This window comes from Rubritalea sp. (genome assembly GCF_051252225.1).
GTDB lineage: Bacteria > Verrucomicrobiota > Verrucomicrobiia > Verrucomicrobiales > Akkermansiaceae > Rubritalea.
The window spans coordinates 81,046-107,991 of record NZ_JBPOGE010000004.1 but is presented as its reverse complement, the minus strand read 5'-3'; the positions used below and the strand labels follow the sequence as shown (position 1 = coordinate 107,991).

Sequence of the window (26,946 nt, the reverse complement as noted above, 5' to 3'; positions counted from 1 at the left end):
GAGGATGAACCCGACTTCCATCACCACCCGAATTCTTTTCCTCGGGCTGCTTCTCTTCAGCGGTCCGGCGTTTGCCGACAGTTCGAGGGAGATCGCTTGGCAGGATCTCATCCCCCAAGCGCCGGTCGAATTCGACGACCCGTTTGCCAAGCTCTCCGGGGAGCAACTGATGCAACTGGCACAGGTGGCAAGGATCCGCCGGCTCTTGGAAAATGAGAAGATCCCGGCCGATGGGCCGAGCGCCGAGGACGAGAAGCGATCCGTTGCAGAGCTGAGCAGCGAAGGCATCAATGTGGACTGGCTACTCTCGCAACGGGAGCGGGTGACACGTGAAAGAATGCTACGCGCCGAACAGGTCGATGAGGGGCTGTCGGGCAAGCGGATTCGGATTCCCGGCTACACCCTGCCCTTGGCTCTCGACAAGGACCGAAGGATCACGGAGTTCCTGCTCGTGCCGTGGGTGGGCGCGTGCATTCACACGCCTCCTCCGCCCCCGAATCAAATGATCCACGTCTCGGTTCCGGGCGGCACGGAATTGCGCGGGCGCTACTCCCCCGTGTGGATCGAAGGAGCCATCGAGCTGAAACCCGGAAGCTACGATCTGTTCCTCGTCGATGGCAGCATGCAGGTGAAAGTCGCCTACACGATGGTGACCGAGAGCATCAGCGATTACTTGGCCGCCGAGTCGGACACCCTCGCCAAAGTGGAGATCCCGGAGACTTCCTTCGAAGGCCATAGCTGGTTGCAGAAATGGCAGGCGAAGGCATCACTCATCTTCACCCGAGCCATGAGCGGTCTTCGCGACGATGGAAGTTCCAAGGCGTTCTGGTTCGCGATCCTGGTGGCCTTTGGTTACGGCCTGGTGCACACGCTGGGGCCCGGTCATGGCAAGTCGGTGGTGATCTCCTATTTTATTGGGGAAGGCGGCAGCTTTCATAAAGGCATCACGATGGGAGTGATGATCGCGATTACCCATGTCCTGTCCTCGATCATCGTTGTGCTGGTGATGGATTTTGCCGTCAGGCAGGCCACCGGCCAGGCGCCGTCGGACTACCGGGCCATCCGCCTCGGTAGCTATGCTCTGATCATTGTCATCGGAGCCGTGATGTTGCGCAGTGCGATCCAGGCTTTGAGAGAATCACGCAAGACCGAGCACTCCCACGTGGGACATGCTCACCATCACGAAAGTCACGGTGACAACCACGACGATCATGATCACCACGACTGCCTCGCCTGCGCCGCGCTTGAGAAAAGAAAGAAGGGTGCGGGCACATGGCTCGCCCTCGCGGTCGGAAGCGTCCCCTGTACCGGCGCTCTCTTGGTGCTGCTCTTCGGCGTGGCCAACGACCTTTTGTTCCCCGCCATCCTGATGGTCGCCGCGATTTCCACCGGAATGGCCATCGCCATGTCCGGTATCGGCGTGCTCGCGATCCTAGGGAGAAGCTTGGCCTTTCGCCGGATGAAGGACGACGAGGCCCGCCGCGCCCGATTCACCTCGCGCCTGCGGATCGCCGGAGCGGCGCTCGTTCTGATGATCGGAACCTTGCTCTTCGTCCTCACCTACTCAGATATAGGGCAGCTTACCTTACCTTCGCAGACTTCGGGAGTTAGTAATCCTGAACCTGTAAGCACGAAGTAGCCAGAGGATTTGCCCAAGACCAACACCAACTTGTAAACATCAATTTTATGAACTACGTTCAAAACACAAAATCCCGCCTGGGCTCTACAACCCGCCTCATAATGATTTGCTCCTACGTAATGTCGCACAGCAGTCTACCTCTCAAGGTCGGGGCAGCCCTCATTGCCATCGCCTCGCCACTCTTTCCCTCCCTTCATGCTCAGGATGCCGCCAGCGAACTCACCGGGCCCGACTCGGTGACATCCCAGTTGGCCGCAGATAACAAGGACAAGCCCGACCTCCTCGGAGTCAACCTCCAGAAAGGTCTCGCCGAATGGAAGGCGGGCGTGAAGGAGCGGACCGGGCTGGACTTCGGAATCGACTACTTCTCGCTCGGATTGGCCGCGACCGACAGCCTCGGTGACAGCACCGCGGCAAGCGGCGTCTTCCGCGTCTACGGCACTTGGGAGCTGTTCAACCAAGGCAAGGAGAACAACGGCAGCCTCGTGTTCAAGGTCGAGCACCGCCATGCCTACACCGGTGTGGCTCCGGCCGCTTTCGCCGGCGAACTGGGCTACGCCGGCCTGACCAGTGTGGGTTTCAGCGATCAGGGATGGCGGGCCACCCACCTGTTCTGGCAGCAGCGCTTCGCGGAAGGACGCGGGATTTCCTACATCGGTTTTCTCGACACCACCGACTACGCGGATGTCTACTCATTGGCCAGTCCGTGGACCGGCTTCACCAACATCGCGTTCCAGAACGGCTCCGGAGCGATGGGCGGCATCCCGGACGGAGCTCTCGGCGCGATGGTCGGAGGCTTCCTCACCGACAACCTCTACCTCGTGGGAAGCATCGCCGATGCCAATGGCGACCCCACTGATCTCGGCGACGGATTTGACAGCCTGTTCAATGACTTCGAGACCTTCAAGACGCTGGAGTTTGGCTGGGCTTCCAAGCGCGAGGAGGTCTTCCTCAATAACGCGCACGTCACCCTTTGGCAAATCGACGAGCGCAACCGAGCCGGCACCCCCGATGGCTGGGGCATCAGCGCCTCGATGACCACCAGCACCGACAGCGGCTTCATGCCTTTCCTGCGTGGCGGTTGGGCGGACGACGGGGGTAGCCTTTACGAAGCCTCGATCAGCACCGGCTTCGGCTACACGAGAAATCCCGGACAATCCATGCTCGGCTTGGGTCTCAACTGGAACCGCCCGAACAGCACCACCTACGGAGCCAATCTCAGCGACCAGTATTCCCTCGAGCTTTTCCAACAGCTGCAGCTTACCGAAGGACTCGAAATCACCCCAAGCGTCCAGGTCATCAAGAACCCCGCCCTCAATCCGACAGACGACTGGAGCGCCTTTTTCGGACTCCGCCTGCGGGTCGCTTTATGATGCTATACAGCGAGATTAACCATCCCGCCATGAGATCCCTGCAACCCTGATCACCAACCTTGCCCTGCTACTCGCCCGGAGTCGACCCGGCCTGGGTCCACAGCTCGGCATCCGGCGAGCCGCTTCCGGTTTCCATCGACAGGAAGACGGGCCGCGGCCGGGCGGAGGGCTCCCTTTCGAAGTCCACGTTCCTTCCTTCCGGGCCGGTGCAGGCAGTCCGGGACTTCAAGGGCGGGCGCACGCCGGACGAGGCCGCGAGCGGCTGGCGGATCCCGATCGCCCTCGGTAGGATCGCGGACCTCGACGATCCGAAGTTCAGCGCGGAACGGGGCTCGGCCGGCCTCTGGGAGCCGGCGTCCTTTCCCCTGCAGTCTGGCATCGGGATCTACTTCCTCGAGCACCCGGATCAAATCGATGAACTGTCCGAGTCCTTCGGCGAGTTCACGATCGACATCGTCTTCGAGGTGGGTGTGGCGCTGATAGGAGCCGCCGTTACAGCCTATATTCTAGGAGTGCTTTTGAACAAACAGCAGGAGAATGCTGTAAAATGGCGAAGTGCGATTCGACAGAAAATAGACGAATTGGATGAGTAGAGGAGATGAGAAGTCTCATCCCACAGTTTTCTTCGGCATTAAATGATCTCAGATCTGATTAGGAATATGGAGCGAGTCTGGATGTCTATAGAGCTTGAGGCTGAATGAGCTGTTCAACCTTCTTCCGCAACGCTGACAGCGTTGATTCTTGTTTTTATGTTATTATCCAAGGTGTCGCCTGTAGCACTACACTTGGCTGAGGAGAATAGTTCCTTCAGGATTTCTGTATGACCAATAATCAAAAACAGGCTACCTTAAGATAGCCTGTTTCGATGCATAAGTTTTTTTAACGCGATGCAGTGCGTGGAGCTTATTCGACGATAATTGTTCCGCGCATGACTTTGTCGTGGCCGGGGAAGGAGCAGATGTAGCCATAGGTTCCTGGTTCAGTGATGGTGAACTCGATGACCTCTTTCTCATCAGTGTTGAGCAATTTAGTGGCGGCGATGATATCTGAGGACTCAGGTACGAATCCTTTGGGGAAGCCTTCGGCGCCCATATTGATTGCCTGCTTGGCGACTTTGTCCTCGGTGCCAGGTTTTACGACAACGAGGTTGTGCTGCATGACATCTGGGTTGTTGAGTGTGATTTGGATCTTTTGTCCAACAGTGGCTTTAAACTTCTCGAAGTCGAATTTTAAGGCTTCGTGGACACAGTTGATTTGGACGCGTATTTCTCTATCATTTTTACGTGTAACTCCACGCTTCAGCGGTTTGTAGCTGTTGTCTTTCACTTCGACTTTGTTGCCTGTGAGATCGCCTTGAGCAAATTTGAAGGCATCACCAGTGTATTGTTTATTAATACCCATTTGGCCAATTTTGTTGATCATTTTTAGACCGAGGTCACCAGCAATCCATGAGGCGGCGATCACTGCTTCATGGCGTACGAGTGGGTTAGGGTCTTCGCATGCGGCAAGCATGAGTGCTTCTAGGTTCTCCACATCGTCAGCATTGTAGCGTGCGGCGCGTACTGCGGCAGCACGGGCTCGGAAGTTCTTTGCGGAGAGGGTGGACTCGAGGATGTCTTGGTCCACTTTATTCATTCCCCAGGTGACCCAGAGAGCTTCTAACAAGTGGTGGTCATAGTTAGGTGCTTGTTTGTCGAGTTTGGCGACCCAGGCTTTGGTGGCTTCGACTACTTGATCAGCATCTCTGCCTCTGAGCTCACGGCGTGTGCGGTAGCGAGTACGGATTTCTGGTTCCTTAAGGTTTTCGAGAAGTTGTTCGATACTTGCTCCAGCGACCTTGGCTGGTGTGACTAGTGGGCGAGACGGATAAGTGACGCGGTAGACTCTGCCGTGCACGTGATCGCGTTTTGGGTCACGCGCGGAGTGCTGCATGTGGCCGATGAGGATGTTACTCCAATCGATAAAGAAGAGGGAACCATCTGGCGCGAATTCTAGATCGACAGGGCGGAAGTACTGGTAGTCCTTGGGTGCGTAGAAGAGGTTTTGTCGGAATTCAGCACTGAAAAATCCAGTCTTGGGATCTTGGATCATTTTGTGCTGCTTACAGCCTAGGAAGCCGATGTTGTTACAGAGCAATGCGTCTCCTTGCATTTCGTCTGGGAAATGGCGTGAAGAAACAAACTCAAGACCCGAGGTCGGGCGCACAGCTTCGCCGGTGAGGAGATCGGAGGACTTTAAGTTGCGCCCGAAATCAGGCTTCAGTGCCGCTTGTTGCATCCAGCCCATGGAGGTGTTCGAGGTGTATAGGAAGAAGTTCTGCCCCCAGTCATCGAAAGCGATGCCCCACGGGTTAGGGACATTAATTTGGGCGGTACGCTCGAGGCGCATCTTGTTCGGGTTGTATCGATAGAAGCCACCATTGGTTCCTCTAACAGGTCCGTAGGGGGTTTCTGTATTTGTGTGAGAGAAGACACCTTCGGCCATGTAGAAAGCACCAGATGGGTCAGCGCAAAAAGAGGAGATCGCGTGGTGGGTGTCGTGATCATCAAAACCAGATAGAACAACGGTGCGCTTGTCGGCCACACTATCACCATCCGTATCTTCGAGGAGTAGTAGGTCTTTACCTTGCGCTACGAAGACTCCTTTTTCGGTGATTTCAAAACCAGTAGGGACGCTGAGCTTGTCGGCGAAGGTTGTGACTTTGTCCGCCTTATTGTCTCCGTCGGTATCTTCGAGGATGATAATTTTATCATTCGGAAGAGGGTCACCGATTTTATAGTGCGGGTAGGAACCCATGCAGCCGACCCAGAGTCTACCTGCATTATCGAAGGCCATTTGCGAGGGGTTGGCGAGTTCCGGGAATTGCTTCTCGTCGGCAAAAAGTTCAATTTTGAATCCATCGGCCATTAGCATCATTTCAGCGACTTCTTCACCGTTTTTATAATCGACTGGGCGGTCAGAATTGGTCTCGACTGTGATGAGCGGAGTAGTTTCTTTGTCCGCTGCAGCGAGGTCAAAGCTTTCTCCATTGTTGTTAGCCCAGATCGCGCGGTCGCGTAGGTGGGTGATTTCACGGATTTTCCGAATCTCTACCGGGTAGTTTTTGTCACCAAATGGAGCGAAGCGTCGTCCGTAGGCGTGGACGCTATTGGGGATTTTATAGTCCATCACCCAGAGGCGGTTCTTCTCGCTAACAGCTGCTAGGGTTTTCTGGTAATCGCCTTTTGCCTTGGCTTCACCGAAAAGCTGGTTCGCTAAAATGGGCGAGAGCTGTCGGTAGCCATCGCGTGTGAGATTATGGCCATTACTGGAGAGGTGGTCCTTGTTCGTCTCGTAGAGCTTGGATGTGGCATCAAATGTATCAATGAAGAGGACGCCTTCTTCTTTACACACTTCAGCCATGGCTAAGGTGTAAGCCTTGAGTCGTTTATTGGTTTCTTCTCCATTGGGGAGATCGAAATCTGCACTGAGGTCTTCGAAAGCAGCTGGGCCAACGATGGCGAGCTGTACTTGCTTGCTGCTGTAGTTTTGTTTGAGGGTGTGCTTGATGAAGCTTTTCAGCTCTTCTTTGTAGCCATCGATTCGCTCTAGGCCATCGAAGGATTCACTGTAGCCGAAAAAGCCAATGACCGTGTCGATTTTATGGCGAGTAAGCCATTCGTCAGGAGTCTCGTAGTGGCCTCTTGATTTTGGGTTGGCTCGGTATTCTGGCTTCACGAGCTTTTCGCCTTCGGGGAGAACGACGTAGCTTTTACGCGCCGGGTGAGGGCGGAAGGCTGGGGTGTCGCCTTCGAAACACATATTGCGGATGTAGAGATTGAGTTCCGGGTAGCGGCGTTGGAGCTCGGTTTCGAACTCGCTAAACAGATTCATGCGCGAGCCTAAGCCGCCACCGACGAATGCGATGTGCATCTCTGGGGAGGTTTGAAGTGAAGCGGGTGCGGAACCAGGCTTGGCTTTTGGGTGAGCTACGGGTGAGGCTTCTATTTCAAGGTTCTGAGTCTCCCATACTTTATTGTAATCTAACTTATCTCCTTGTGGAGCTGCCGGAAGGAGAGAGCTGATCGCTAAATGGCTACCAAGGGCCAGAGGAATGGTAAGGTAAGATTTCATAGATTAGATGTGCACTTTTACTCTCTCTATATGTGGCACTCCGTGGCTGGATCGCAATGGCATTACGCGACAGACTTATTTACATTTCAGTGTGAGTTGGTGGGGGGCTTTCCTAAGGCGAGACCGGAGTTGGCATTTCTTAGTATTGCTGAGGTTCTTTTCCTTTACGCAGTATCGGGAACAGTTAGGGTGCTTGAGAAATATTACCCATGGCAAAACCTGAGAAAAAAATAGATACCCTACAGAGTGTGGAGCTCGGTGATGGGGTTGAAATTTCTCTGAGGGTTGCTGGTCCTTTTGTCCGAGCGATGGCCTTATTGATCGATTACTTGATCATCATCGGTCTACTTATTGTGTTAGGCATTGTGGCTTCGATTGTTGCGATTGGTTCGAATGGGAATATAGCGAAGGGTGTGACGCTGATTGCTCTCTTCCTCTTGTCTTGGGGATACTTTGCCTTTTTTGAAGGTGGTAAAAAAGCGGCCACACCAGGTAAGCGATCGTTGGGGATTCGTGTGGTGGATCGGTCCGGTAATAGCGCGAGTCGAGGTCAGGTGCTGGTTAGAAATATTTTACGCTACATTGATATGCTACCGGGTCTACCTAGTGGCGCGATAGGGATATTTATTGGTGGTTATGGTGCTGGTCTCATGACTTGCTTTCTTTCTAAGAAGTTTCAACGTCTCGGAGATTTAGTCGCGAACACGGTGGTTATATACGATAAGCCTGTCAGTCACATGACTGCTGCAGTTCCACCAGCTTTGGAGTCAGTTGCACCACCCATCGCTCTCACACGCGAGGAACAGGCTGCTATTGCTGCTTATAGAGATCGTGCGGGACTATGGTCTGAGGCGCGTAGAATAGAGTTGGCCAATCACGCATCGGCTGTGTCGGGAGCGAGTGATCGTGAAGGAATGTCTAAGCTGTTAGGTATGGCGCATTGGTTAACAGAAGGGAAGTGAAGGGATGAAAGCGCGCGAATTTGAACAGAAAAAGGCCGAGCAGTGGCGAGAGTATGATAGCCAAATGCAGCTATTAGAATCTCCGAAGAAAGGGCAAGACCTGGATGCGGAACAGATTCCGCAGATGATTCGCGAGCGTTGCCAAGAGCTCTCGATAGCGCGCCACCGGATGTATGGCGAAGCGGTGTGTGAGTTTCTGAACCAGCAAGTTATCCGTGGCCACAAAGTGTTAGCAAGAAGCTCTGGAGGCTTTGTTGAAAAGACCTTGCACTTTTTTAGTCAAGAGTTCCCTCAGGTGATGCGACGTGAGTGGAAGCTGCACATTTTATGTTGGTTGTTCTTTTTGATTCCTCTTTTTGGAATGTGGATTTCTATTCATTACGACCTCGACTGGGTAAGGAGTATTCTGGGGAGTGATGGGATGGCTGGAATGGACTCCATGTATGGCAAAGGGGAGGAAGCAAATCTAGATATGCGTGATGAGACGGGGGCTAACTTCATGATGTTCGGCCACTATGTGCACAACAATATAGGAATCGATTTTCAAATCATCGCTGGAGGTATTCTCGCTGGCGTGGGGAGCTTATTTATCCTCCTTATGAATGGCCTAGGAATAGGTGGGGCGATGGCGTATGTGATAGAATATGGTGATCCCGTAAAGTTCTTCACTTTTGTGTCAGGACACGCTCCTTACGAACTCACTGGAATGGTAGTGGCGGGGATGGCTGGTATGAGAATCGGCTTAGGGCTTTTAAACCCTGGCAGAATGTCTCGTGGTAGAGCTCTGTTAGAAAGTGGTAAGAGGGGACTACCTCTTGTGTACGGAGCATTTATTCTTACTTTTATGGCCGCCTGTGTAGAGGGTTTTTGGTCAGCGCATAGTTTCACACCATGGATCAAGTACACTGTGGGCTTTGTTGGCTGGGCATTGCTTATTCTCTATTTCGTATTTGCTGGAAGGGGGAAACGTGAAGCTTGAGAAAGTAACGGCTGAGATCCGCCCACGTGGACGCTGGGAGTCTATTGACTTAGGTTGTGCGCTGGTACGTGAGAACTACGGCAGGGTCATTTCTGCATGGCTACTCTGTGTGGTGCCGCTGTGGTTTGTGATCATCGCATTATGCCAGCTGATTCCCTCTGAAGAGGCTCGCCCATGGATAGCGGGTTTTCTGTGCATATGGCTGTTACCGTTTTTTGACCGTATCCCGCTCTTTGTGTTGAGCCGGAGGCTGTTCGGGGAGGATTCACATTGGCGAGATCTCGTGCGGGCTCTGCCGGGGATGCTAAGCAGGAGGTTGTTTTTCACACTTTTGTTAGGCCCATTCGATCTCGGTAGGGGACTTTCTCAGCCAGTGATGGAGCTGGAGGGGTTGAAGAGGAAAGCGTATCGAGAGAGGGTGAACTTGCTCTCAAGAAATGGGGGGGAAGGTGCGAGTCAGGCATCAATGATCTGCTTCATTTTAGTGCTGGCGACGATGTTCTCGATGTTCTTTGTAACATTGAGCGTGATTGGGCTCTTTGGCGATTCAGTAGTGTTAGATGAATTTTGGGTAGATCACGTATTAGGGAGTGATGCTGAGTTTATTCAGGCGCCTTTCGTGTGGGGAATCGTGGGTTTGATGCTTTCAGCAGTGACGCTGGTGGAACCCTTTTATGTGGGAGCTGGCTTTGCGATCTATATCAACAGCCGCACAGTGACTGAGGGCTGGGATATTGAATTAGCCTTCAAGCGGATGAGCGAGCGAGTGAATGGTATTCTAAAAAGTACAGGGAAAACTTTAGCCATCCTGTTGAGCTGTGTGCTCTTTTTCTCAGCAGATGGGCAGGCATCAAATGAGCGCTTAGACCAAGTGGTTGAGCATGAAGATTTCGTAGTGCACACTGAAATAATCGATGTGCCAGTGAAGCAGACTGATAGCGCTGAGGATTTTAGCGGGAATTGGGCATGGGTGGAGCCCTTGGCTCAATTGATTTTCTGGGGAGTTATTATCGCACTCGCAGTGGGGATAGGCTGGCTTATTTATGCTAACCGTCATGTCTTCACGAGGGTTAAGCTACCTGACGGGGCGAAGCTGCCGACAGGTGCCCCAAAGGTGAGCTCGGTCATGGGAATGGATATCACTCCTGAGAGCTTGCCAGACGACATCGTAGCCGCTGCTAGAAAGGCGTGGGATCGTAGGGAATACCAGCAGGCTCTGAGCCTTTTGTACCGCGGTGCTATATCAGCCATTGTACTTCAAGATGAAATCGAGATCGCGGATGGTGATACCGAGCTGGATTGTCTGCGGACGGTGACGGCGAATGTCTCGGCAGAACGTGGTGAATACTTCGATCGATTGACTTCTTGTTGGATGCATCTGGCATATGGTTCTACGGAACCTAGCGATGAGGACGGTGTTTGGCTCTTACGTTACTGGCCATTTAGTAAGGAGGTTTCGAAGTGAGGCATTTTGGGATATTCTTACTTTTGATGGTATTTCTCACTTCTTGTTCGCAAGAAACAGAGGAAGAGGAGCGGGTAGTTGGTTATATGGGGAAAGCGCGCAAGAATCCGTATCTTGCCGCGGAGCGCTATTTAGAGGCCGATGGAAAGACGGTGAAAAGCAGCAGCGGAGCACTGAAACTCGATTTCTCTCAGGGAACATTATTCGCTCCAGCCTCCAGTATTCGCTCTGTGGGCGATGCTGAGCGAATTCTAGAATGGGTTGCCGATGGTGGCCACTTGGTCTGTTTTCTAGAGCGCGGCGAAGAATACTGGAGAGATGTTGGTAATTACACCGATCATAGTCCGGAGCACTGGAGTGAGATAGACGATGATGAATCGCCCGATGCGGGTTTAGTGACCATGTTAGAGGCTCTCGGGTTAGGAGTTTCTTACCTAGAAAACGAGCCAGATGTAGAGGGACTTGAAGACTCAGAAGTCGCGGGTGACGCTGATGAAGAAGATTCTAAGGAGGATTCTGGGGAGCTCTCTGATGAAGAAAAAGCTGAGCGCCTACAGGTGGCTAAGGGGCAGATTTTGCCGAATACTGAGGAACTAGAGATCTACATCAGTGACACTGAGAGTTACATTGTGTTCCTAGGTGGAGCTCAGACTATCACCTCCATGGATGATCTTTATTACGAAGGTGATTGGTATGATGTGGCGGACGATCATTACTTTTTTAGCCGACTCTACGGCTATGACGAAAGTGGATTAGAGGCAATGGGTCGAGTGACTCTACTTAGCGACGCTCGCCTCTTTCGTAACCCGTATCTAGGTTATGCGGAGCATGCTGAGCTGTTAGACGCCTTGGTGCTAGGAGGTGAGAATGTCGAGTTTTCACTCGGCAAGGTAAGGAGCTTTACATCGATGTTAGGTGAATATGCCTCTAAAGCTCTTTGGGCATTTCTCGTGCTGACTGTTATTTGGCTTTGGAAAAACTTACCGGGGTTTGGCCCATTGTTAGAAGTGTCTGAGGGGCACTCTAGAAATTATAGTGAGCATGTGCAGCAGGTGGGTCGCTTCTTTTGGAGGCAGAACCGCTCAGATGTCTTGCTCGAAAGCTTAAGGGCTGCAGTTGCCCGAAAGGCGGGTCACGCATTTTCAGGAAACCAAGATTCCGTCTCTCTTATCGAAAAAATCAGCCAGATGTCTGGGCTAGACCATGACCTCATCAAAGAGGCTATGGAGCTGAAAACTGTAAAGGACTCCAGCACGATGGTGCGTATCACTAAAACTCTCCAAACCATATTGAAACAATTATGAATGAATCACATGAAGCACTGAGCGAAGAGGCTGTAGCTAGCCCTGTGGCTGAGCAAGGCCTGGTCCAGCAGTTGCGATCTGAGCTTCGCAAAGTAGTGTTCGGCCAGGATCAGGTTATTGACCAAGTCATCGCCACTTTTTTTGCTGGCGGACATGTCCTGCTAGAAGGCAAGCCAGGGTTAGGTAAGACACACCTTGTCGTGGCTCTAGCCAACACCTTTGGTGGTGCTTTTGGTCGTATCCAGTTCACTCCTGATCTGATGCCGTCCGATGTCACTGGATTCACGCTGTTCGATATGAAGAGCCAGACATTCCAAGTACGCAAGGGACCTATCTTCACAAACCTTCTACTCGCTGATGAGATTAACCGTTCGCCCGCTAAGACTCAGGCAGCCTTATTAGAGGTGATGCAGGAGCGTCAGGTGACTATCGATGGTGAAACGATCAAGCTGAGCCCACCGTTCATGACCTTGGCCACTCAGAATCCGATTGAGCAAGAGGGGACCTACCCGCTGCCAGAAGCGCAGTTAGATCGATTCCTCATGAAGGTGGTGATGGATTATCCGACACTCGAAGAAGAGGCTAAAGTGGTCAAAGATGTCACCAGTGGCGCTGGGCTTAGCCCTGAATCCGTCGCGCAGCTTTGCTCGCCTGAAGATGTGGTAGCCATTCAAGAACAGGTCTCTAACATCCGTTGTGTCGATGAAGTCGTTCATTACGCGGTAAACATCGTTCGAGCGACTCGAAGCACGCAGGGGATTAGCCTCGGATCAGGAACGCGCGGCGCGATTAGTTTGGTCCGAATTGCCAAGTCCTACGCCTATATGGCTGGTCGTGACTATGTGATCCCAGATGATATCAAGCAGTCTGCTCTACCCGTCTTGCGCCATCGTGTGCAACTCGCGCCAGAGCTGGCAATTAGTGGTCAGAAAGTAGATGACGCTATCACTTCCATCATTTCCTCGGTGGAGGCTCCGCGCCAATAAGCATTTCAATGCCAAGTCTCCACCATCTCGCAGCCTTGAGTGGCATTGTTGGGTTTCTCGTAAGTACAATGACTTATGTGGGGCCAGCCGTCGCTATTCTTGTTCTATGGAAAAAGTTTCGCATTAAGCCGAGCGCTTTGTCGGTTTACTGTGCTTTTGCGTGGCTGGGCATTGGTGTTCTTGTGTCTGTCATGCCAGAGCTCGTAATGCTCTGGTGGCTAGCCTTGGCCTTGTGGTCGTTGTTGCTCTTAGTGGATCTGATCGTATTGCTAGCGATCCCAAAGATGGAGGTCGAGCGCGTCTTGCCTTCGCGTTTTGCGATCGACCAAGAAGCATCTGTTGAGCTAAAAATCCGCAACCTTTCACGGATTCAGGTGAAGGTGAATGTCTACGATGGACTTCCAGAAATCGCGGAAAGTGAAGGCTTGCCTTGGTCTGGGGTGATCCATGCGAAGAAGCATGTGAAGTTAGACTACCTTGTGCGTTTTCGTGAGCGCGGGAGTTGGCAGGTAAATGCTGCACATATCGAGTTACGAGGAATGTTCGGGTTTTGGACGCGGCAGATTCGCAGCGGTGAGGAGCAATCGACACGGGTCTATCCTAACTACGAACCCGTGATCCAGTTTGCTCTGTTAGCGATGGAAAGTAGCCCAGAGCAAATGGGGATCGTGATGAAGAATCGCGCGGGCATGAGCAAGGACTTCCACCAGCTGCGTGACTACCAACTCGGTGACACACTCTCTAAGGTTGATTGGAAAGCCACTTCGAAAAAGCGCCACCTGATTAGCCGTGAATACCAAGAACAACGCGATCAAACGCTGGTTCTTGCGGTAGACTGCGGCCAGCGGATGCGTGCCATGGACGGCGATATCCCACAGTTTGACCATTGTTTAAATGCGATGCTCTTGCTCGCCTATGTTGCCCTTAAGCAGGGGGATAAAGTAGGAATTCTCAGTTTTGGCGGAGAAGAACGCTGGTTGCCACCGGTGAAAGGAATCAACTCGATGACGACGATTCTGAATCACCTCTACGATTATCAAACTACCACTGCGCCGAGCGATTACGCTGAAGCGGCGGAGCGCTTGTTAGTGCGTCAGCAGCGGAGATCCATGGTGGTGTTTTTGAGCAATGTCCGCGGAGAGGACGGAGCCGATCTGATAGAGCCGCTGCGTCTTGTACGTCAGAAGCATGTTGCCATCCTCGCCAACCTGCGTGAAAAAGAAGTGGTAGATCGGATGGAGGAACCAGTGGAGAGCTTAGACGATGCGCTAGCAGTAGGAGCGACTCAGCTCTATCTCGACGAGCGTGCAGCCGTGTTAAAGCAGCTCAACGAGCATGGCATCTATTCCGTAGATGAAACCGCACAGAACCTACCCGTGGCTCTCGCTAATGCCTACCTAGCAGCAAGAGACTCGGTTTAAGAGTCATTGGCTAAGTGTTATGTTTTATGAGTTATGTTTTATGTCTAGGAGGGATAAAGTTTTGAATGAGTGAAATGTTAAATATTTTGTACCAAGATGAATGGTTGGTGGTGATCGACAAGCCGGCGGGCCATTTGGTGCATCCTGCCCGTGAACCACAGGAGGGTGATCTGGTGGCGATGAAGATCCTGCGCGATCAGATTGGTCAGCGGGTTCATACTATCCATCGACTCGACCGACCTACCTCTGGAGTGTTGTTATTTGGCCTCGAGAAAAAGGCTGCACATCAGCTGCACAAGGCTCTCGAGCACCACGATTTTGAGAAGACCTATTGGGCTGTCGTGCTGGGCGTGCCAGAGCAGCAATCCTGGGAGTGCCATGAACCGATCCAAAAGGAAGATGATGCACCAGTTCGCGAGGCGCACACCAGCTTTAAGGTGTTAGAAAGTTTCCATCATCCAGCACTCGAGCAGGAGGCTGGAGCTTTGGGACCGTCGAGCACTACGCTCACCTTGATTGAAGCCACTCCGCACACCGGCCGATTCCACCAAATCCGCCGTCACTTACTCCATGCTGGATTACCCATCGTCGGTGACTACCGCTACGCCGGGATCGAACGTTCAGACCGACTAGGCCAATTACTAGACACTGGCACACGGATGTTACTCCAAGCTAAGAGCCTCAAAATCGAACACCCAGGGACTGGTCAGCCACTGACCTTCACTGCGCCGGTAGGAGAGAACTTTAAGAAGTGCTTTCCTAGTTTGGGGTAGAATTCTGGACCGCGAAAGACGCTAAATTTTCGAAAAATTGGGAGGAGAATATCCTGCTGCTGATGCTAGTCCGTCTATAGATAGGAAGATTGGGGGTATTTTTAATGTATTAACTGTTAGGTGGGTGCTGTGGGAGTCGGCCATTTACATCAAATGGAGGTCGCTAAAAATTAGAGAATGGGCAGAGCAATAAGGTATTAGGTTACTAGCTCGTAGCAAGGGTAGTACTCACCGCTTGGCATGACTGTACGATAAATTAGAATTGTGGGATTGATCTTTTGAAGTTGTTTGGCTTTTTCAAGATCTCCTCCAGCTTTAATCCCGATGTCTATCCGAGAAATTGCAAAAGGTGAAAGATGTATGAAATCTCGGTCTTCACCGTCCTCTCCTTTTTGAATACTAATTAACTGCAAAAGGCAGAAAACCCGTATTTCGTTTTCGTGTTGCCATGCCAGACTTTTAGTGAAGATGATCTTAGATAGGCTTTTCTCATATTCGTCAATGTACTTCGGTTCATACTGGAGTGTGAAATTTACTTCAGGTGGAGAGTTTAAATAGTCTACCTTTTTTATATTCAATCCTGCACATTTGAAGAAGTGAGTGTGAAGATGAACCCTAGAACCAGTATGATTATCTGAGTAATACCCCCACATTCTGGTGTCATCTATCGGAGTTACATTTGGGTCAACAAAGCAGATTATTCTAGAGGTTTTTTCGATTATTTTATGGCTGTCTTCCTTATTAAATATTTTTTCTGTACCTTTATTACAGTAATTGAAAGTGTGACTTTTACGTTGAAGTTGTTTGCGTGCTTTCTTTTTCGCGTCTTTTGGTTTGAGGTGAGGTTTCTTGCTCATGTAAAACCGCATTAATTCGGCTTCCATTTTTTTAGAAACTCTATTCTTAGCTGCATTGGAGAATGAACCAATTGATTTAACATTCGCTTCAAATGGATCATTAAATTTTGATACTTTTGAAGCAGACATTCTTTCATGTAAAAGGTCATTTAAAAGCCATGAGCCTCCATAACGCATCAAAGTAGATGGTATAGAATCATTCGACATAATTGGAGTATTGAGGGCTAGTTGGTCTTTTAGGTAGTATAGTTAGAATTATTACCATGTGTAGTCCATATGAAACAATGGTTGTTATACGTGCCTATCTCACCTTATTGACAAGTGTTGTGGAGGGGAGGATTTACTAAAATTTAAATTGTGGTTACGGACTGTTGGAGGATGAGGAGGGAGCCGTCGTTGGTGAGCGTTGTGTTGTTTGTTAGGGCATTTTCGATAGACGAACTGTTGTGCTGGTTGGAGTCGTAAGCGATGACGAAAATTTCGTCGTTTTCTCGGAGGAAGCGTTGGTCGCTGTTGCCGAAATCTGAGTAGCAGGTGGCGCCGATGGCGATGACGCCGTAGGCTGGCTTGCTGTCGGTGAGCATTTCGTTCAATGGCTCGAGCGGGCCGTGGTCGGTCTGGGTGTTGATTTGGTTGACGATCCAGTCGACGAGAGTTTGGTTTAAGTAACAATAGTCAGAGACGGCGGTGTCTTTACCGTATTGGAGGAGCTCGCCATCGCGCTTGAGATAGCAGGCGAGGCGGTAGTTATCGATAGTGCCGCCAGTGGTGGTGAAGTCATTGATCGGGAGGATATCTTTTGCCATGCCCTGGGAGGCTGCTCCCCAATTTTTCTTGAGGCTGATTTTGGGTTCGTTGACGCGGCGTGAGCAATCGTTGAAGGCACTGAAACCGAGGACGGATACTTTGTCTAACAATTGGCCAGCTGATTCAGAGTAATGGAATTCTAGAACGAGTGCGATTTCTGGTTCTGGCTGGAGGTAACCTTCGCAGTTGTTTGATAGGGTATCGTGTGAGAGTGGATTGGTGCTGAGGAAACTAGGGAAGTTTGGGATGTGCCACGGGAAAATCCCTTTTGGCGCATTTTCTGGTGCGATGACTTCCTTAAAATCATCGGCTTCGCCCGCCTGGTCGAGGTGTTCGGCTTGGTTGCCCGCGATACCGAGACCGATCCAGTCCTGGCCATTTGTTAGATCTGAAAGAGTGGTGAGATTCATGGGTTAAGGAGAAAGGAAAAAGGGAGAAGGATAAAGTGTTATTACGCCTGTGGTGTCATTTTGACGCCCTAGGCGGAGTGGATCCACCTTTGGTGGAGTGTGAAGTGATAAGGAAAAAGTGCGAAGTGCCGGCATGATGAAACGATAGTTGCCCTCATAGTAGCAGATTGTAACTATTGCTTCTGGTGTAGAGATTTATGGGGGGATGGAGGGTTTTATTGTTGCTTAGAGGTTTCGTATACATTGGATCACTTCTCACTTCTCACTTCTCACTTCTCACTTCTCACTTCTCACTTCTCACTTCTCACTTCTCACTTCTCACTTCTCACTTTTTCCTGCTCACTTTTTCCTGCTCACTTTTTCCTGCTCACTTTTTCCTCACTTCGTGAGATCGTGGATGGTGTGGGAGAGTTGTTGGGCTTCTTGTTGGGAATGGGTGATGTGGAGGGTGGTGATCTTTTCGCGCTCGATGGTGGATTTGATGGCATCGAGAGTTTCCGCGTGTGTGGTGTCGTCTAGGCCAGTGAGGGCTTCGTCGAGACAGAGGAGTTTCGGGCGCGTAGCGAGGGCGCGGCCGAGTGCGACGCGTTTGGACTCGCCGCCGGAGAGCATTGCGGGTTTGCGGTCGAGTAGGTGGGTGATGCCGAGTTCTTTCGCGAGTTCATCGACTCGCTGGTGGATGCGTTCGGTGTTCCATTTTTGGATACTGGGGCCGAAGCAGAGATGTTCGCGGACGGTGAGGTGAGGAAAGAGGGCGTTGTCCTGTGGGACGAGAGCAACGTGGCGCTCGGCAGGTCTGAGGTGGGTGATGTCCCGACCATCTAACACGATACTGCCTGCCGTCACTTTGCGTAAACCGCAGACGGCTTCCATGATGGTGGTTTTTCCCGAGCCAGAGGTTCCCATGAGGGCAAGCGAATGGGCTTCCGGAATCTCGAAGTTGATGGATTCGAGCTGGAAGTTACCTGAGGTGATGGAGAGGTTGGAGACTTTTAACAATGTTTTGACGCCTGCGGCGTTGTTTTAGGTTTTATGTGTTATGTTTTAAGTACCTGGATGATGTAGGTGTGGCCTGTGGTGTGGTTGGAAATTTCTCACTTCTCACTTCCTATCTCCGGCGATGCGGATGGTGAGGATGGTGGCGATGGCTAGGGTGATGAGGATGAGCGAGACGGCGGCAGCTCCGCCGAGGTTGCCGATGTTGATTTCTAGGAAGACGGAGGTGGCTAGGACTTCGGTACGACCGCGGGTGGCTCCGGCGAAGACAAGGATGGGGCCGAACTCTCCGAGGGCGCGGGCCCAGGCGAGGACTCCAGCGGCGAGGACGCCTCGGCCTGCTTGTGGGAGTGCGACGCGCCAGAAGGCTTGGGCGCGATTGCAGCCTAGGGTGAGGGCGACCATTTCCGAACGGGGAGAGATCTGTTCAAAGGTGTTTTTCATGCTGCGCACGGCGAACGCGGCGGAGATGGTGAACTGGGCTAGGATGATGGCGGGGATGTGAAAGGTGACGTGGAGGCCTTGCGCGTTGAGCCATTTTTCTAGGGAACTTTCTTGGGTGGGAAAGGAATTGAATAGAATGAGTAGGCTAAGTCCCACGACAAGTGGCGGGAGGATGATGGGGATGTCGAGAAGGGTGTCTAACAAGGTGCGACCCTTGAAACGAAATCGGGAGAGGGTGTAGCCGATGGGGACGGCGAAAATGAGTGCGAGGATGGCGGAGACCGTGCAGGTGAGGAAGGTGAGTGTCAGTGATTGCTGAATGGACTCACTGCGGACTGCGGTTAGCAGGTCATCCCAGGTGATGTAGCTAGCGCTGGCTGCGACGAGGAGGAGGATGAGGATGCCGTAGAGTGCCGTGAAGCCAACGAGGGTCGCAAAGAACGGTTTGTCTGAGCGGATGCTGGGTCTGTCTGGTGGCTGCGTCGGCATGGATGGTGGGGCGAGACTAGCGAAGCGGGGGGATGTGTCTAGTGTCGTTCTTGTCGCTGCGCTCCTGTTTTAGGTGTTATGTTTTACGTGTTAGGTCACTGGCTGCTACGGAGTGTAACAAGTCTGAACGTTCGAATGTAGGGTAGCACCGCTTGGTCGCGATGTGGGGCGACCTGCGGGTTGGCGTGTTCTGTGGCGAGGTTGATTGGCTTGGTCGTCTTTGTGCTAATCTGGGGACCTAGGGTTGCGCGCGTTGCGCTTACCCTAGGCAGGTATGAGTGAGGCCTTCAGCCTTTTGTTGGTGGGGAGAGGAGTTGTTAGGAGCAAGGTTGAGTTTGGGAGGAGTGGGAATCTGCTGGGATCTATTCTTTTTGGGCGACCTGCGGGTAGGCGTGTTCTGTGGCGGGGTTGGTTGGCTTGGTCGTCTTTGTGCTAATCTAGGGGCCTAGGGTTGCGCGCGTTGCGCTTACCCTAGGCTGGTATGAGTGAGGCCTTCAGCCTCTTGTGGGTGGTGAGAGGAGTTGTTTGGAGGAAGGTTGAGTTTGGGAGGAGTGGGAATCTGTTGGGATCTATTCTCTTTGATCGACCTGCGGGTGGGCTTGATCTGTGGCGGGGTTGATTGGCTTGGTCGTCTCTGTGCTAATCTGGGGACCTAGGGTTGTGCGCCTTGCGCTTACCCTAGGCTGGTATGAGTGAGGCCTTCAGCCTCTTGTTGGTGGGGAGAGGAGTTGTTTGGAGCAAGGTTGAGTTTGGGAGGAGTGGGAATCTGTTGGGATCTATTCTTTTTGGGCGACCTGCGGGTAGGCGTGTTCTGTGGCGGGGTTGGTTGGCTTGGTCGTCTTTGTGCTAATCTGGGGACCTAGGGTTGCGCGCGTTGCGCTTACCCTAGGCTGGTATGAGTGAGGCCTTCAGCCTCTTGTTGGTGGGGAGAGGAGTTGTTTGGAGCAAGGTTGAGTTTGGGAGGAGTGGGAATCTGTTGGGATCTATTCTTTTTGGGCGACCTGCGGGTAGGCGTGTTCTGTGGCGGGGTTGGTTGGCTTGGTCGTCTTTGTGCTAATCTGGGGACCTAGGGTTGCGCGCGTTGCGCTTACCCTAGGCTGGTATGAGTGAGGCCTTCAGCCTCTTGTTGGTGGGGAGAGGAGTTGTTTGGTGGGAAATTGTGCATTTGGGAATTGTGCGTTTGGAAAATTGTGCGTTTAGGAGACTAGGGTTTTGCTGGGTTGAAATGGTGGTTTTTGAAGGTGTTTTGGCTGGAGGGTGCTGATGTGAGGAAGTTGATGAACTTTTGGGCCTCGGCTTTGCTTTGGGAGGATTTTAGGACCGAGATGGTTGCGTGCTGTGGGGTGGAGAGTAGCTCTGGGCTGTCGATTGTTTTGACCTTGGATAAATTGAGGGCGGTGTTCTTCCATGCGATGGTGGCATCGACTGATTGGAGGGCGACGTCTTCGATTACACCATTGACGGTGGGCTTGTAGACGACGATTTGTGGGCTGATGGTGTCCCAGAGTTGGTGCTGCTGGAGGAGAGTTTTGGCATGTTTGCCGATAGCGGCGGAGTCTTCGGCAAAGGAGATTCTTACATCCGCGTTGGCTAGGTCGGCGATGGAATGGATCGATTGGTTAGACTGGTGCACGACGATGACTGCCTGTTGCTCGACAACTGGAGTGGTTGGAGCATCGAGGTAGTCGTTCGCCATTTCGATATAGGTCTGATTGGCGGGGAGGTAGAGGTCTCCCTGGCCTAGCTGGAGCTGTGAGAGGAGGGCACCTGAGCCATTGTAGATGACGTGGATGGAGGTTCCGGTCTCGCGCTTGTAGTCATTTACAATTTCTTCGATGGGTGCCTGTAATCCTGCGGCGCAATAGAGTGTGAGTGATGGTGCGGCGCTGTCAGATGAACGCAGCCTGAGTATAATGAGGCAGATAACGAGTATCCCGAGCAAAAGACTCAGTATGGCGAGTGGGTGCTTCATGCGCTCTGAGGGAGAGTGATGGTGGCAATGGCTCCACCGCTGGGGTGGTTTTCTAGGGTGACTTCGCCTGAATGAAGTTGGGCGACTTCTTTGACAAAGACGAGTCCGAGTCCGCTTCCTTTCCCTTCTTCGCGGAGTGAGAAAAAGTGTTCGAAGGCTCGGTCTTTTACAAAGTCGGCTAGGCCGGGTCCTTGATCGAGCACAGTGATTTTCACGCGATTTTCTAGAGCCTCGGCACTGAGTGCAATTTCACTATTTTGGGGTGAGAACTCGATAGCATTTTCAAGTAGGTTTGCGATGGCAGTCTCTAACATCATTTCATCACCATTGACGCGGAGTGTCGGTGGACAGTCGATTTCTAGAGTGATTTGTTTGGCCTCCAGTCGTGAACGCATGTGGGTCTGGAGTTCGCTAAAGAGTGGAGCGAGCTCTACCGGGTGGAGCTGATGGAGCTCTTGTTCAGCTTCGAGACGTGAGAGCTGGAGGAGGCCGTCGATAATTTCTGTGGAGCGCTTAGTTTCCTTACGGATGTTATTTAGAAATTTGTTTCGTTGCTCAGCGGGCATGTCTTCTTCTAACAACTCGGCAGCTCCTTGGATGGCGGCGAGTGGTGATTTCAGTTCATGGGTCAGCATCTGGGTGTAGTGTTCCATGTAGCGACGGCCATCGAGCGAGGCTCTCATGTCGCGGAGGGCGCGGCCCAGGGTGTTGGCTTCGCGACTTTTTCCTAGGCTTGGGTAGCGTGGGCGTTCACCGCGATTAATCGCGCGGGCGTATTCTGTCAGCTTACCGAGTGGGCGAAACAGCCAGATGAAGACGGCTATGATGAAGAGAGCGATGCCACTGCCAATGAAGGCGAGCGAAAGAAGGATGTTGCGGTGGCGCTTGGCGATGAATGGGAGAACATCATTTTGTGCTTTATAGACCGAGATGGCCCCGATGATATTATTGTTCGCATTTTTGATGGGTGCCGCGACGTAGAGTATAGAGCTCTTCGAGTCGTTCTCTTTCTCGCGTGAGGAACGCACTGCGTAGGTGTCCTTGAGGGCGAGGAATACATCATTATGCTGAGAATAGTCGGCACCGATTCTCTGCGGTCTTCCTGAATCAAAAAGGATCTGACCGGCGGTGTCTGTGAGGTAGAAGTTGAGTCCTACTTTGGTTTTTTGGAAGCCATGGATGTCGGCGATAAACTGGTGCTCTTTCGCTTTTGAAAATGATTTTTCGAGGGCTTCATGATTGAGGGTGTCGAACTCCCCGAGGTGGGTTTCTAGATGCGCGGCAAAGAGGTGGACGGTTTCTACGAGTACTTCCTCGGTTGCTTGGAATGTCTGATTCTCTAGTTCGTCGGTGAGGTTTTTATAGAGTGAATAGAAACCAAATAAGGAGACAGTGGCCACCAAGGCGGTGACGGACCGGGTGATGCGAACTGGGGCAAAGAGATCAATTTTCATCAGGCTGGTGGAAGCAATAGCCTAGGCCGCGGCGGGTTTGGATGACTTCTGAGCAAAGCTCTGAGGCGTCTCTAAGCTTGGCACGGAGTGACTTGATGTGTGCGTCAACGGTACGGTCCATGGCTGAACCTGGATCCTGCCAGGCGCTTTCTAACAATTGGTCACGGGTAAAGGTGCGACCGGGCTGAGACATGAAGGTGGCCAGCAATTTATACTCATGTGCTGTGAGGTCGAGCAGGCTACCTGCACAGTGAATACTCATCGATCTGGCATCGTGCTCTAACAAGCAGGACGATGTCTCTGGAAGAACCGGGGCGAGCTGGGTGCGGCGCAAGATAGCTCTGATACGAGCTGCGAGTTCGCGCGGGCTGAAGGGCTTAGTGACGTAGTCGTCTGCCCCAAGCTCGAGCCCGAGGACGTGGTCGATCTCTGAGTCACGTGCGGTGAGAAAAAGAATGGGGATGGAGCTGAACTGGCGGACTTGTTTACAGACTTCGAAGCCTAGGATGTCCGGTAGGCCGACATCGAGAACGAGGAAGTCAAAGTCTTGAGACTGCATGAGTGGCACGACCTCACCGCCAGTGGCTAGGTGGGTGGTGGAAAAGTTCTCGGTTTCCAGAGCGTAGATGAGATTTTCGGCGATGGAATGTTCGTCTTCGACGATCAGAATGTGCGGGTTCTGCATGGATGAAGGAAATGCTAGAGAGTTTTCAGCGGCTTACTAGCTAGATTTTGCATCTCTTTCTTGAATTTCTGTGTGATCTGTAGCCCTCTTGCAGCACCCATGCACGGCCAGAAACTTCAGATTACGTATCCTTCACTTCCTGTGAGCCGGGAGCGCGAGACCATACTTGAGGCTATTCACAAGCATCAGCTGATTGTGGTGGTCGGTGACACGGGCTCAGGAAAGACCACGCAGTTGCCTAAAATGGCGCTAGAATATGCGCAGGAGCTTGGGGTGAAAGGCCGTATTGGCTGTACCCAACCGAGACGACTGGCCGCCGCGAGTGTGTCAAAGCGGGTGGCTGAGGAGATGAAAGTCCAGCTCGGTCAAGAAGTGGGTTATCAGGTTCGATTCCAAGATAATACGAGTAAGTCCACCAAGGTCAAATTCATGACTGATGGTATTCTGCTGGCTGAGACGCAGGGTGATACCGAGCTCTCGCAGTACTCGGTACTGATTATCGATGAGGCGCACGAGCGCAGTCTAAATATTGACTTTCTGCTGGGGTATTTGAAGATCTTGTTAGAGCGCCGCCCTGATCTGAAAGTGCTGATTTCCTCAGCAACCTTGGATGCTGGCGGCTTTGCCGAATTTTTTAATGATGCTCCAGTGATTCACGTGGAAGGGCGCACCTTCCCTGTAGAGACTGAGTATTTACCACGTGAGCAAAGCGAGGACATGGCGCGGCACGTGGCGCGATCCATTGAATACATTTCCAGAGTTGATCGTCAGGGCGATATTTTGGTGTTTCTACCGGGCGAGAGAGAGATCCGCGAGTGCGTCGACGTGTTAGACGGTCGGCAATGGGGGGGGACGGAGATTCTTCCCTTGTTCGCGCGCTTGGGTCTCTCTGACCAACAAAAAGTATTTAGTCCGGACGGCTCACGCCGCAGGGTGGTGTTGGCGACTAATGTGGCTGAGACCTCACTGACTATTCCAGGGATTGTCTATGTAGTGGACACCGGGGTGGCTAGAGTGAGTCGCTGGAGTCCAGCGCGTCAGGTGCAGAGGCTGCAGGTGGAGAAAACCTCACAAGCAAGCGCGAACCAGCGTAAGGGTCGCTGTGGTCGTGTCAGTGAAGGTGTCTGTGTCCGTCTGTATGAGGAAGAAGATTTCGATGCTCGTTCGGAGTTCACAGACCCAGAGATTCGTCGTTCCTCGCTGGCTGGAGTGATCTTGCGAATGAAGTCGCTTGGGTTGGCTGCGATAGAAGATTTCCCATTTTTAGATCCGCCGTCGAGCAAGCACATCAGCGAGGGCTATCAGACGCTGCGCGAGATCGATGCGATCGACTCCGCGAATGAGCTTACTAACACCGGTCGTCAGCTGGCCCGGATTCCGGTCGAGCCACGTCTGGGTAAAATGCTGATCGAGTCTAAATACCGTGGTTGTCTGGACGCGATGCTGGTGATTGTCAGTGGTCTGAGTATCATGGATCCACGCGAGCGTCCTGCTGATAAGGCGAAGGAGGCAGATACAGCCCATAAGAAATGGCAGGATGAGGATTCAGATTTCATGTCTCTGCTCCATTTGTGGTGTGATCTGCAACAGTTTAAAGAGGGGCGGAAGTGGAAGCAAAATCAGCTGAGGAAGTTCTGCCGCCAGCGCTTTGTGAATTTCCGTCGCGTGTTAGAGTGGGGGAATCTGCACCATGAGCTTGCTGTGTTAAGCCGTGAAGCATTTCGCTGGCACACTCATGTGATGAAAGAGGGCGATAGCCTTTCGGTGGACTATGATGCGCTGCATAAAGCTTTATTATGCGGAATGCCACGGCAGGTGGGTCTGTATGATAAAGAGAAGCGTGGGTACAAAGGTGCGGGCGGGCGCGAGTTTGCCATTTTCCCCGGCTCTGGATTGTTCGGAAAGAAGAAGCCTTTAGAGTGGATTCTAGCTTATGAGATGGTGGACACGACTCGGCTCTGGGCGAGACGCGTGGCGAAGCTAAATCCACTTTGGTTAGAGGAGGTAGCTCCGCAGCTTTGTCGGAGTCGCTTTCACGGTGCTGTCTGGGATAAGAAGCAAGGGGCCGTGTATGCGAAAGAGATCGTGGTTTGCAGTGGTCTCACCATTGTCGCTGGCCGCAATGTGCATTTTGGAAAAATAGACCCGAAGGCAGCCCACACGGTATTTATTCGTGAAGGCTTGCTCGGTGGTGGAATGAAGAAGAAGCCTGAGGTGTTAGAGCTGATAGAAGGCTTTAAAACCGGTATCGAGAGCATGGAGGTGAAGCTGCGCCGTCGTGATGGAATTTGGAGCGAAGAGGCTGTGGTGGAGTATTTCGAGCAGGCACTTCCGGCTGAAATGTGTACCGCAAAGCAGTTTTGGCGCTGGATGACAAAGCATGCCGCTGAGCTGAAGCCAACGACTGAGGATTTTATTTATGGTGAGTTGCCAGACGTTTCACTCTATCCAGATGAGCTGTATTACGGTGAGGATGCTTACCCGCTTTACTACCGTGTGGCTCCAGCTGAGAGCGATGACGGAGTGACTGTGGGTGTGAGTCTTGACCTTCTTTCTACTTTCCCAACATGGCTTCCGGAGTGGGGCGTGATGGGGCAGTTAGAGGAGAGAACACTGTTGTTGATAAAGTCGCTGCCAAAGAGTCAGCGTATTGCCTGTAATCCAGCTGCTCAGAGTGCGCGAGCATTCGCCGATGACTGGGAATATAGGACACCGCGCCAGAGTCTCTATCAAGAACTAGCAGAATTTCTGACGGAGCGTGCTCGAGTCAGAATCGATGCTGGAATGTTCCAGGTGGACAAACTTCCTGACGAGCTGCGGATGAAGGTCTGGGTGTACGATGAGGAAGGCGAGGAACTAGCGATGGGCTATGATGCCGCTGAGTTACAAGATTCGCTGCGAGGAATGATGACGGAGCGGTTTGAGGAAGAGACTGGAGCGGAGTTCGAATTTTCTGGGATGAAAGCGTGGGAGTGCGACGATCTACCTGAGCGGGTGGAGTCTCCACGCGGTGTGGGTTTCCCCGCCTTAGTGGACGATGGTGACGGGGTGAGCGTGAAAGTCTTTTCAGATCAAAATGAGGCTGAGTTTTCTCATCTTCAAGGCTGTATCCGTTTGTTCTTATTCCGCAATACCGATCACGCGAAGTACATTTCTAAGCAAATGCCCTTGAGTATGGAGGCGCAGATGTATCTGCCTCACTTGGGTTCTAAGGGGATGAGCCAGTCTGTGTTACTGCGTGCAATCGTTGCTCGTTGTTTTGCTAAGCAACTCCCTAGAAACCAGGGTGAATTTCTTACGCTGGCTGATGATGGTCGCGGAGATCTCTATGTGCACGCGGAGGAGGTGTGTGGGGCACTCTCTTCAGCAATTGCAGACTACCGTGAAATAGAAACGTGGTTAGAGGAACATCGCTCTAATCCTAATTTTGAAGAAGTGGTAGAGGATATTCAGGAGCAGGTTAACTGGCTGTTCCGTGACGGGTTCGGCGAACAAGCTGGGTCGAAAAACCTACTTAATTACGCGTTGTTTTTCAAAGGAATGCTTGAGCGTGTGCAGCGACTGAAGGCTCATCCAGTCGTGAAGGATCTAGAGAAAATGGATAGAGTGTTAGACATCTACCTTCCATGGATGGATCAATGGAAGACCCGTAAGCTTGATAGGGCACTGATAGAATCTGGTTATTACGTCGAAATGCTGAGAGTCGTGTTATTTGCCCCAAGCATGCAGATGCCTGGAGCTCTGAGTGAGAAAAAACTTCGAATAATGCTGACGAATCAGGGAGCCGTTTTTAGTTAGCCATCGTGATAAAGGCATC

General features: G+C 52.1%; 19 protein-coding genes. 11 read left to right on the top strand and 8 right to left on the bottom strand.

Annotated features, from left to right (window positions below; all coding sequences use genetic code 11):
• Positions 1-4: 4 nt before the first annotated feature.
• The 3 genes from ACSHX2_RS05805 to ACSHX2_RS05795 are packed head-to-tail and all read left to right on the top strand — an operon-like array spanning position 5 to position 3,605.
• Positions 5-1,639 (top strand): DUF3299 domain-containing protein, encoded by a 1,635-nt coding sequence (locus tag ACSHX2_RS05805; protein ID WP_435691494.1) that lies wholly within the window; start codon positions 5-7, stop codon positions 1,637-1,639.
• A gap of 47 nt (positions 1,640-1,686) precedes the next feature.
• On the top strand, positions 1,687-3,012 hold the full coding sequence (locus ACSHX2_RS05800; protein WP_435691492.1) for a carbohydrate porin: 1,326 nt from the start codon (positions 1,687-1,689) through the stop codon (positions 3,010-3,012).
• 59 nt (positions 3,013-3,071) lie between these two features.
• The gene (locus tag ACSHX2_RS05795) at positions 3,072-3,605 is read left to right on the top strand and encodes a hypothetical protein (protein ID WP_435691490.1); all 534 of its coding nucleotides are present in this window, start codon (positions 3,072-3,074) and stop codon (positions 3,603-3,605) included.
• Between the two features lie 310 nt (positions 3,606-3,915).
• On the opposite strand, the gene ACSHX2_RS05790 is transcribed toward ACSHX2_RS05795, so the two are convergent.
• Positions 3,916-7,125 carry a PVC-type heme-binding CxxCH protein gene (locus ACSHX2_RS05790; protein WP_435691488.1) on the bottom strand — a complete coding sequence of 1,070 codons (3,210 nt, stop codon included), beginning with the start codon at positions 7,123-7,125 and terminating at the stop codon, positions 3,916-3,918.
• Between the two features lie 209 nt (positions 7,126-7,334).
• Between ACSHX2_RS05790 and ACSHX2_RS05785 the strand changes: the two genes are divergently transcribed.
• From ACSHX2_RS05785 to ACSHX2_RS05755, 7 genes are all read left to right on the top strand, one after another.
• A complete protein-coding gene (locus ACSHX2_RS05785) occupies positions 7,335-8,087 on the top strand; it encodes an RDD family protein (RefSeq protein WP_435691486.1) in 753 nt (250 codons plus the stop codon).
• Between the two features lie 4 nt (positions 8,088-8,091).
• Positions 8,092-9,066 (top strand): stage II sporulation protein M, encoded by a 975-nt coding sequence (locus ACSHX2_RS05780; RefSeq protein ID WP_435691485.1) that lies wholly within the window; start codon positions 8,092-8,094, stop codon positions 9,064-9,066.
• A complete protein-coding gene (locus ACSHX2_RS05775; RefSeq protein WP_435691483.1) occupies positions 9,056-10,531 on the top strand; it encodes a hypothetical protein in 1,476 nt (491 codons plus the stop codon). Before ACSHX2_RS05780 ends, ACSHX2_RS05775 begins: the two co-directional genes overlap by 11 nt.
• 26 nt (positions 10,532-10,557) lie before the next feature.
• Positions 10,558-11,835, top strand: a complete 1,278-nt coding sequence (locus tag ACSHX2_RS05770) for a DUF4350 domain-containing protein (RefSeq protein ID WP_435691481.1) — start codon at positions 10,558-10,560, stop codon at positions 11,833-11,835.
• The gene (locus tag ACSHX2_RS05765; protein WP_435691479.1) at positions 11,832-12,821 is read left to right on the top strand and encodes an AAA family ATPase; all 990 of its coding nucleotides are present in this window, start codon (positions 11,832-11,834) and stop codon (positions 12,819-12,821) included. Before ACSHX2_RS05770 ends, ACSHX2_RS05765 begins: the two co-directional genes overlap by 4 nt.
• An 8-nt stretch (positions 12,822-12,829) precedes the next feature.
• Positions 12,830-14,242 carry a DUF58 domain-containing protein gene (locus ACSHX2_RS05760; protein WP_435691477.1) on the top strand — a complete coding sequence of 471 codons (1,413 nt, stop codon included), beginning with the start codon at positions 12,830-12,832 and terminating at the stop codon, positions 14,240-14,242.
• Between the two features lie 65 nt (positions 14,243-14,307).
• Positions 14,308-15,015 carry an RluA family pseudouridine synthase gene (locus ACSHX2_RS05755; RefSeq protein ID WP_435691476.1) on the top strand — a complete coding sequence of 236 codons (708 nt, stop codon included), beginning with the start codon at positions 14,308-14,310 and terminating at the stop codon, positions 15,013-15,015.
• Positions 15,016-15,212: 197 nt separating this feature from the next.
• On the opposite strand, the gene ACSHX2_RS05750 is transcribed toward ACSHX2_RS05755, so the two are convergent.
• From ACSHX2_RS05750 to creB, 7 genes are all read right to left on the bottom strand, one after another.
• Positions 15,213-16,079, bottom strand: a complete 867-nt coding sequence (locus ACSHX2_RS05750) for a DUF2971 domain-containing protein (protein WP_435691474.1) — start codon at positions 16,077-16,079, stop codon at positions 15,213-15,215.
• A gap of 143 nt (positions 16,080-16,222) precedes the next feature.
• Positions 16,223-17,089 carry a DUF5718 family protein gene (locus ACSHX2_RS05745; protein ID WP_435691472.1) on the bottom strand — a complete coding sequence of 289 codons (867 nt, stop codon included), beginning with the start codon at positions 17,087-17,089 and terminating at the stop codon, positions 16,223-16,225.
• Between the two features lie 378 nt (positions 17,090-17,467).
• Positions 17,468-18,088 carry an ABC transporter ATP-binding protein gene (locus tag ACSHX2_RS05740; protein ID WP_435691470.1) on the bottom strand — a complete coding sequence of 207 codons (621 nt, stop codon included), beginning with the start codon at positions 18,086-18,088 and terminating at the stop codon, positions 17,468-17,470.
• A gap of 102 nt (positions 18,089-18,190) precedes the next feature.
• Entirely contained in the window at positions 18,191-19,018 is an 828-nt protein-coding gene (locus tag ACSHX2_RS05735; protein ID WP_435691468.1) for an ABC transporter permease, read from the bottom strand.
• Positions 19,019-20,222: 1,204 nt separating this feature from the next.
• On the bottom strand, positions 20,223-20,990 hold the full coding sequence (gene modA, locus ACSHX2_RS05730; protein ID WP_435691466.1) for a molybdate ABC transporter substrate-binding protein: 768 nt from the start codon (positions 20,988-20,990) through the stop codon (positions 20,223-20,225).
• Positions 20,987-22,444 (bottom strand): two-component system sensor histidine kinase CreC, encoded by a 1,458-nt coding sequence (gene creC / locus ACSHX2_RS05725; protein ID WP_435691464.1) that lies wholly within the window; start codon positions 22,442-22,444, stop codon positions 20,987-20,989. The genes modA and creC overlap by 4 nt, the downstream gene beginning before the upstream one ends.
• Positions 22,434-23,129 (bottom strand): two-component system response regulator CreB, encoded by a 696-nt coding sequence (gene creB / locus ACSHX2_RS05720; protein WP_435691463.1) that lies wholly within the window; start codon positions 23,127-23,129, stop codon positions 22,434-22,436. The genes creC and creB overlap by 11 nt, the downstream gene beginning before the upstream one ends.
• Before the next feature lie 99 nt (positions 23,130-23,228).
• Here creB and hrpA point away from each other — a divergent pair, with 99 nt between their 5' ends.
• Positions 23,229-26,927 (top strand): ATP-dependent RNA helicase HrpA, encoded by a 3,699-nt coding sequence (gene hrpA / locus ACSHX2_RS05715; RefSeq protein WP_435691461.1) that lies wholly within the window; start codon positions 23,229-23,231, stop codon positions 26,925-26,927.
• Positions 26,928-26,946: the final 19 nt, after the last annotated feature.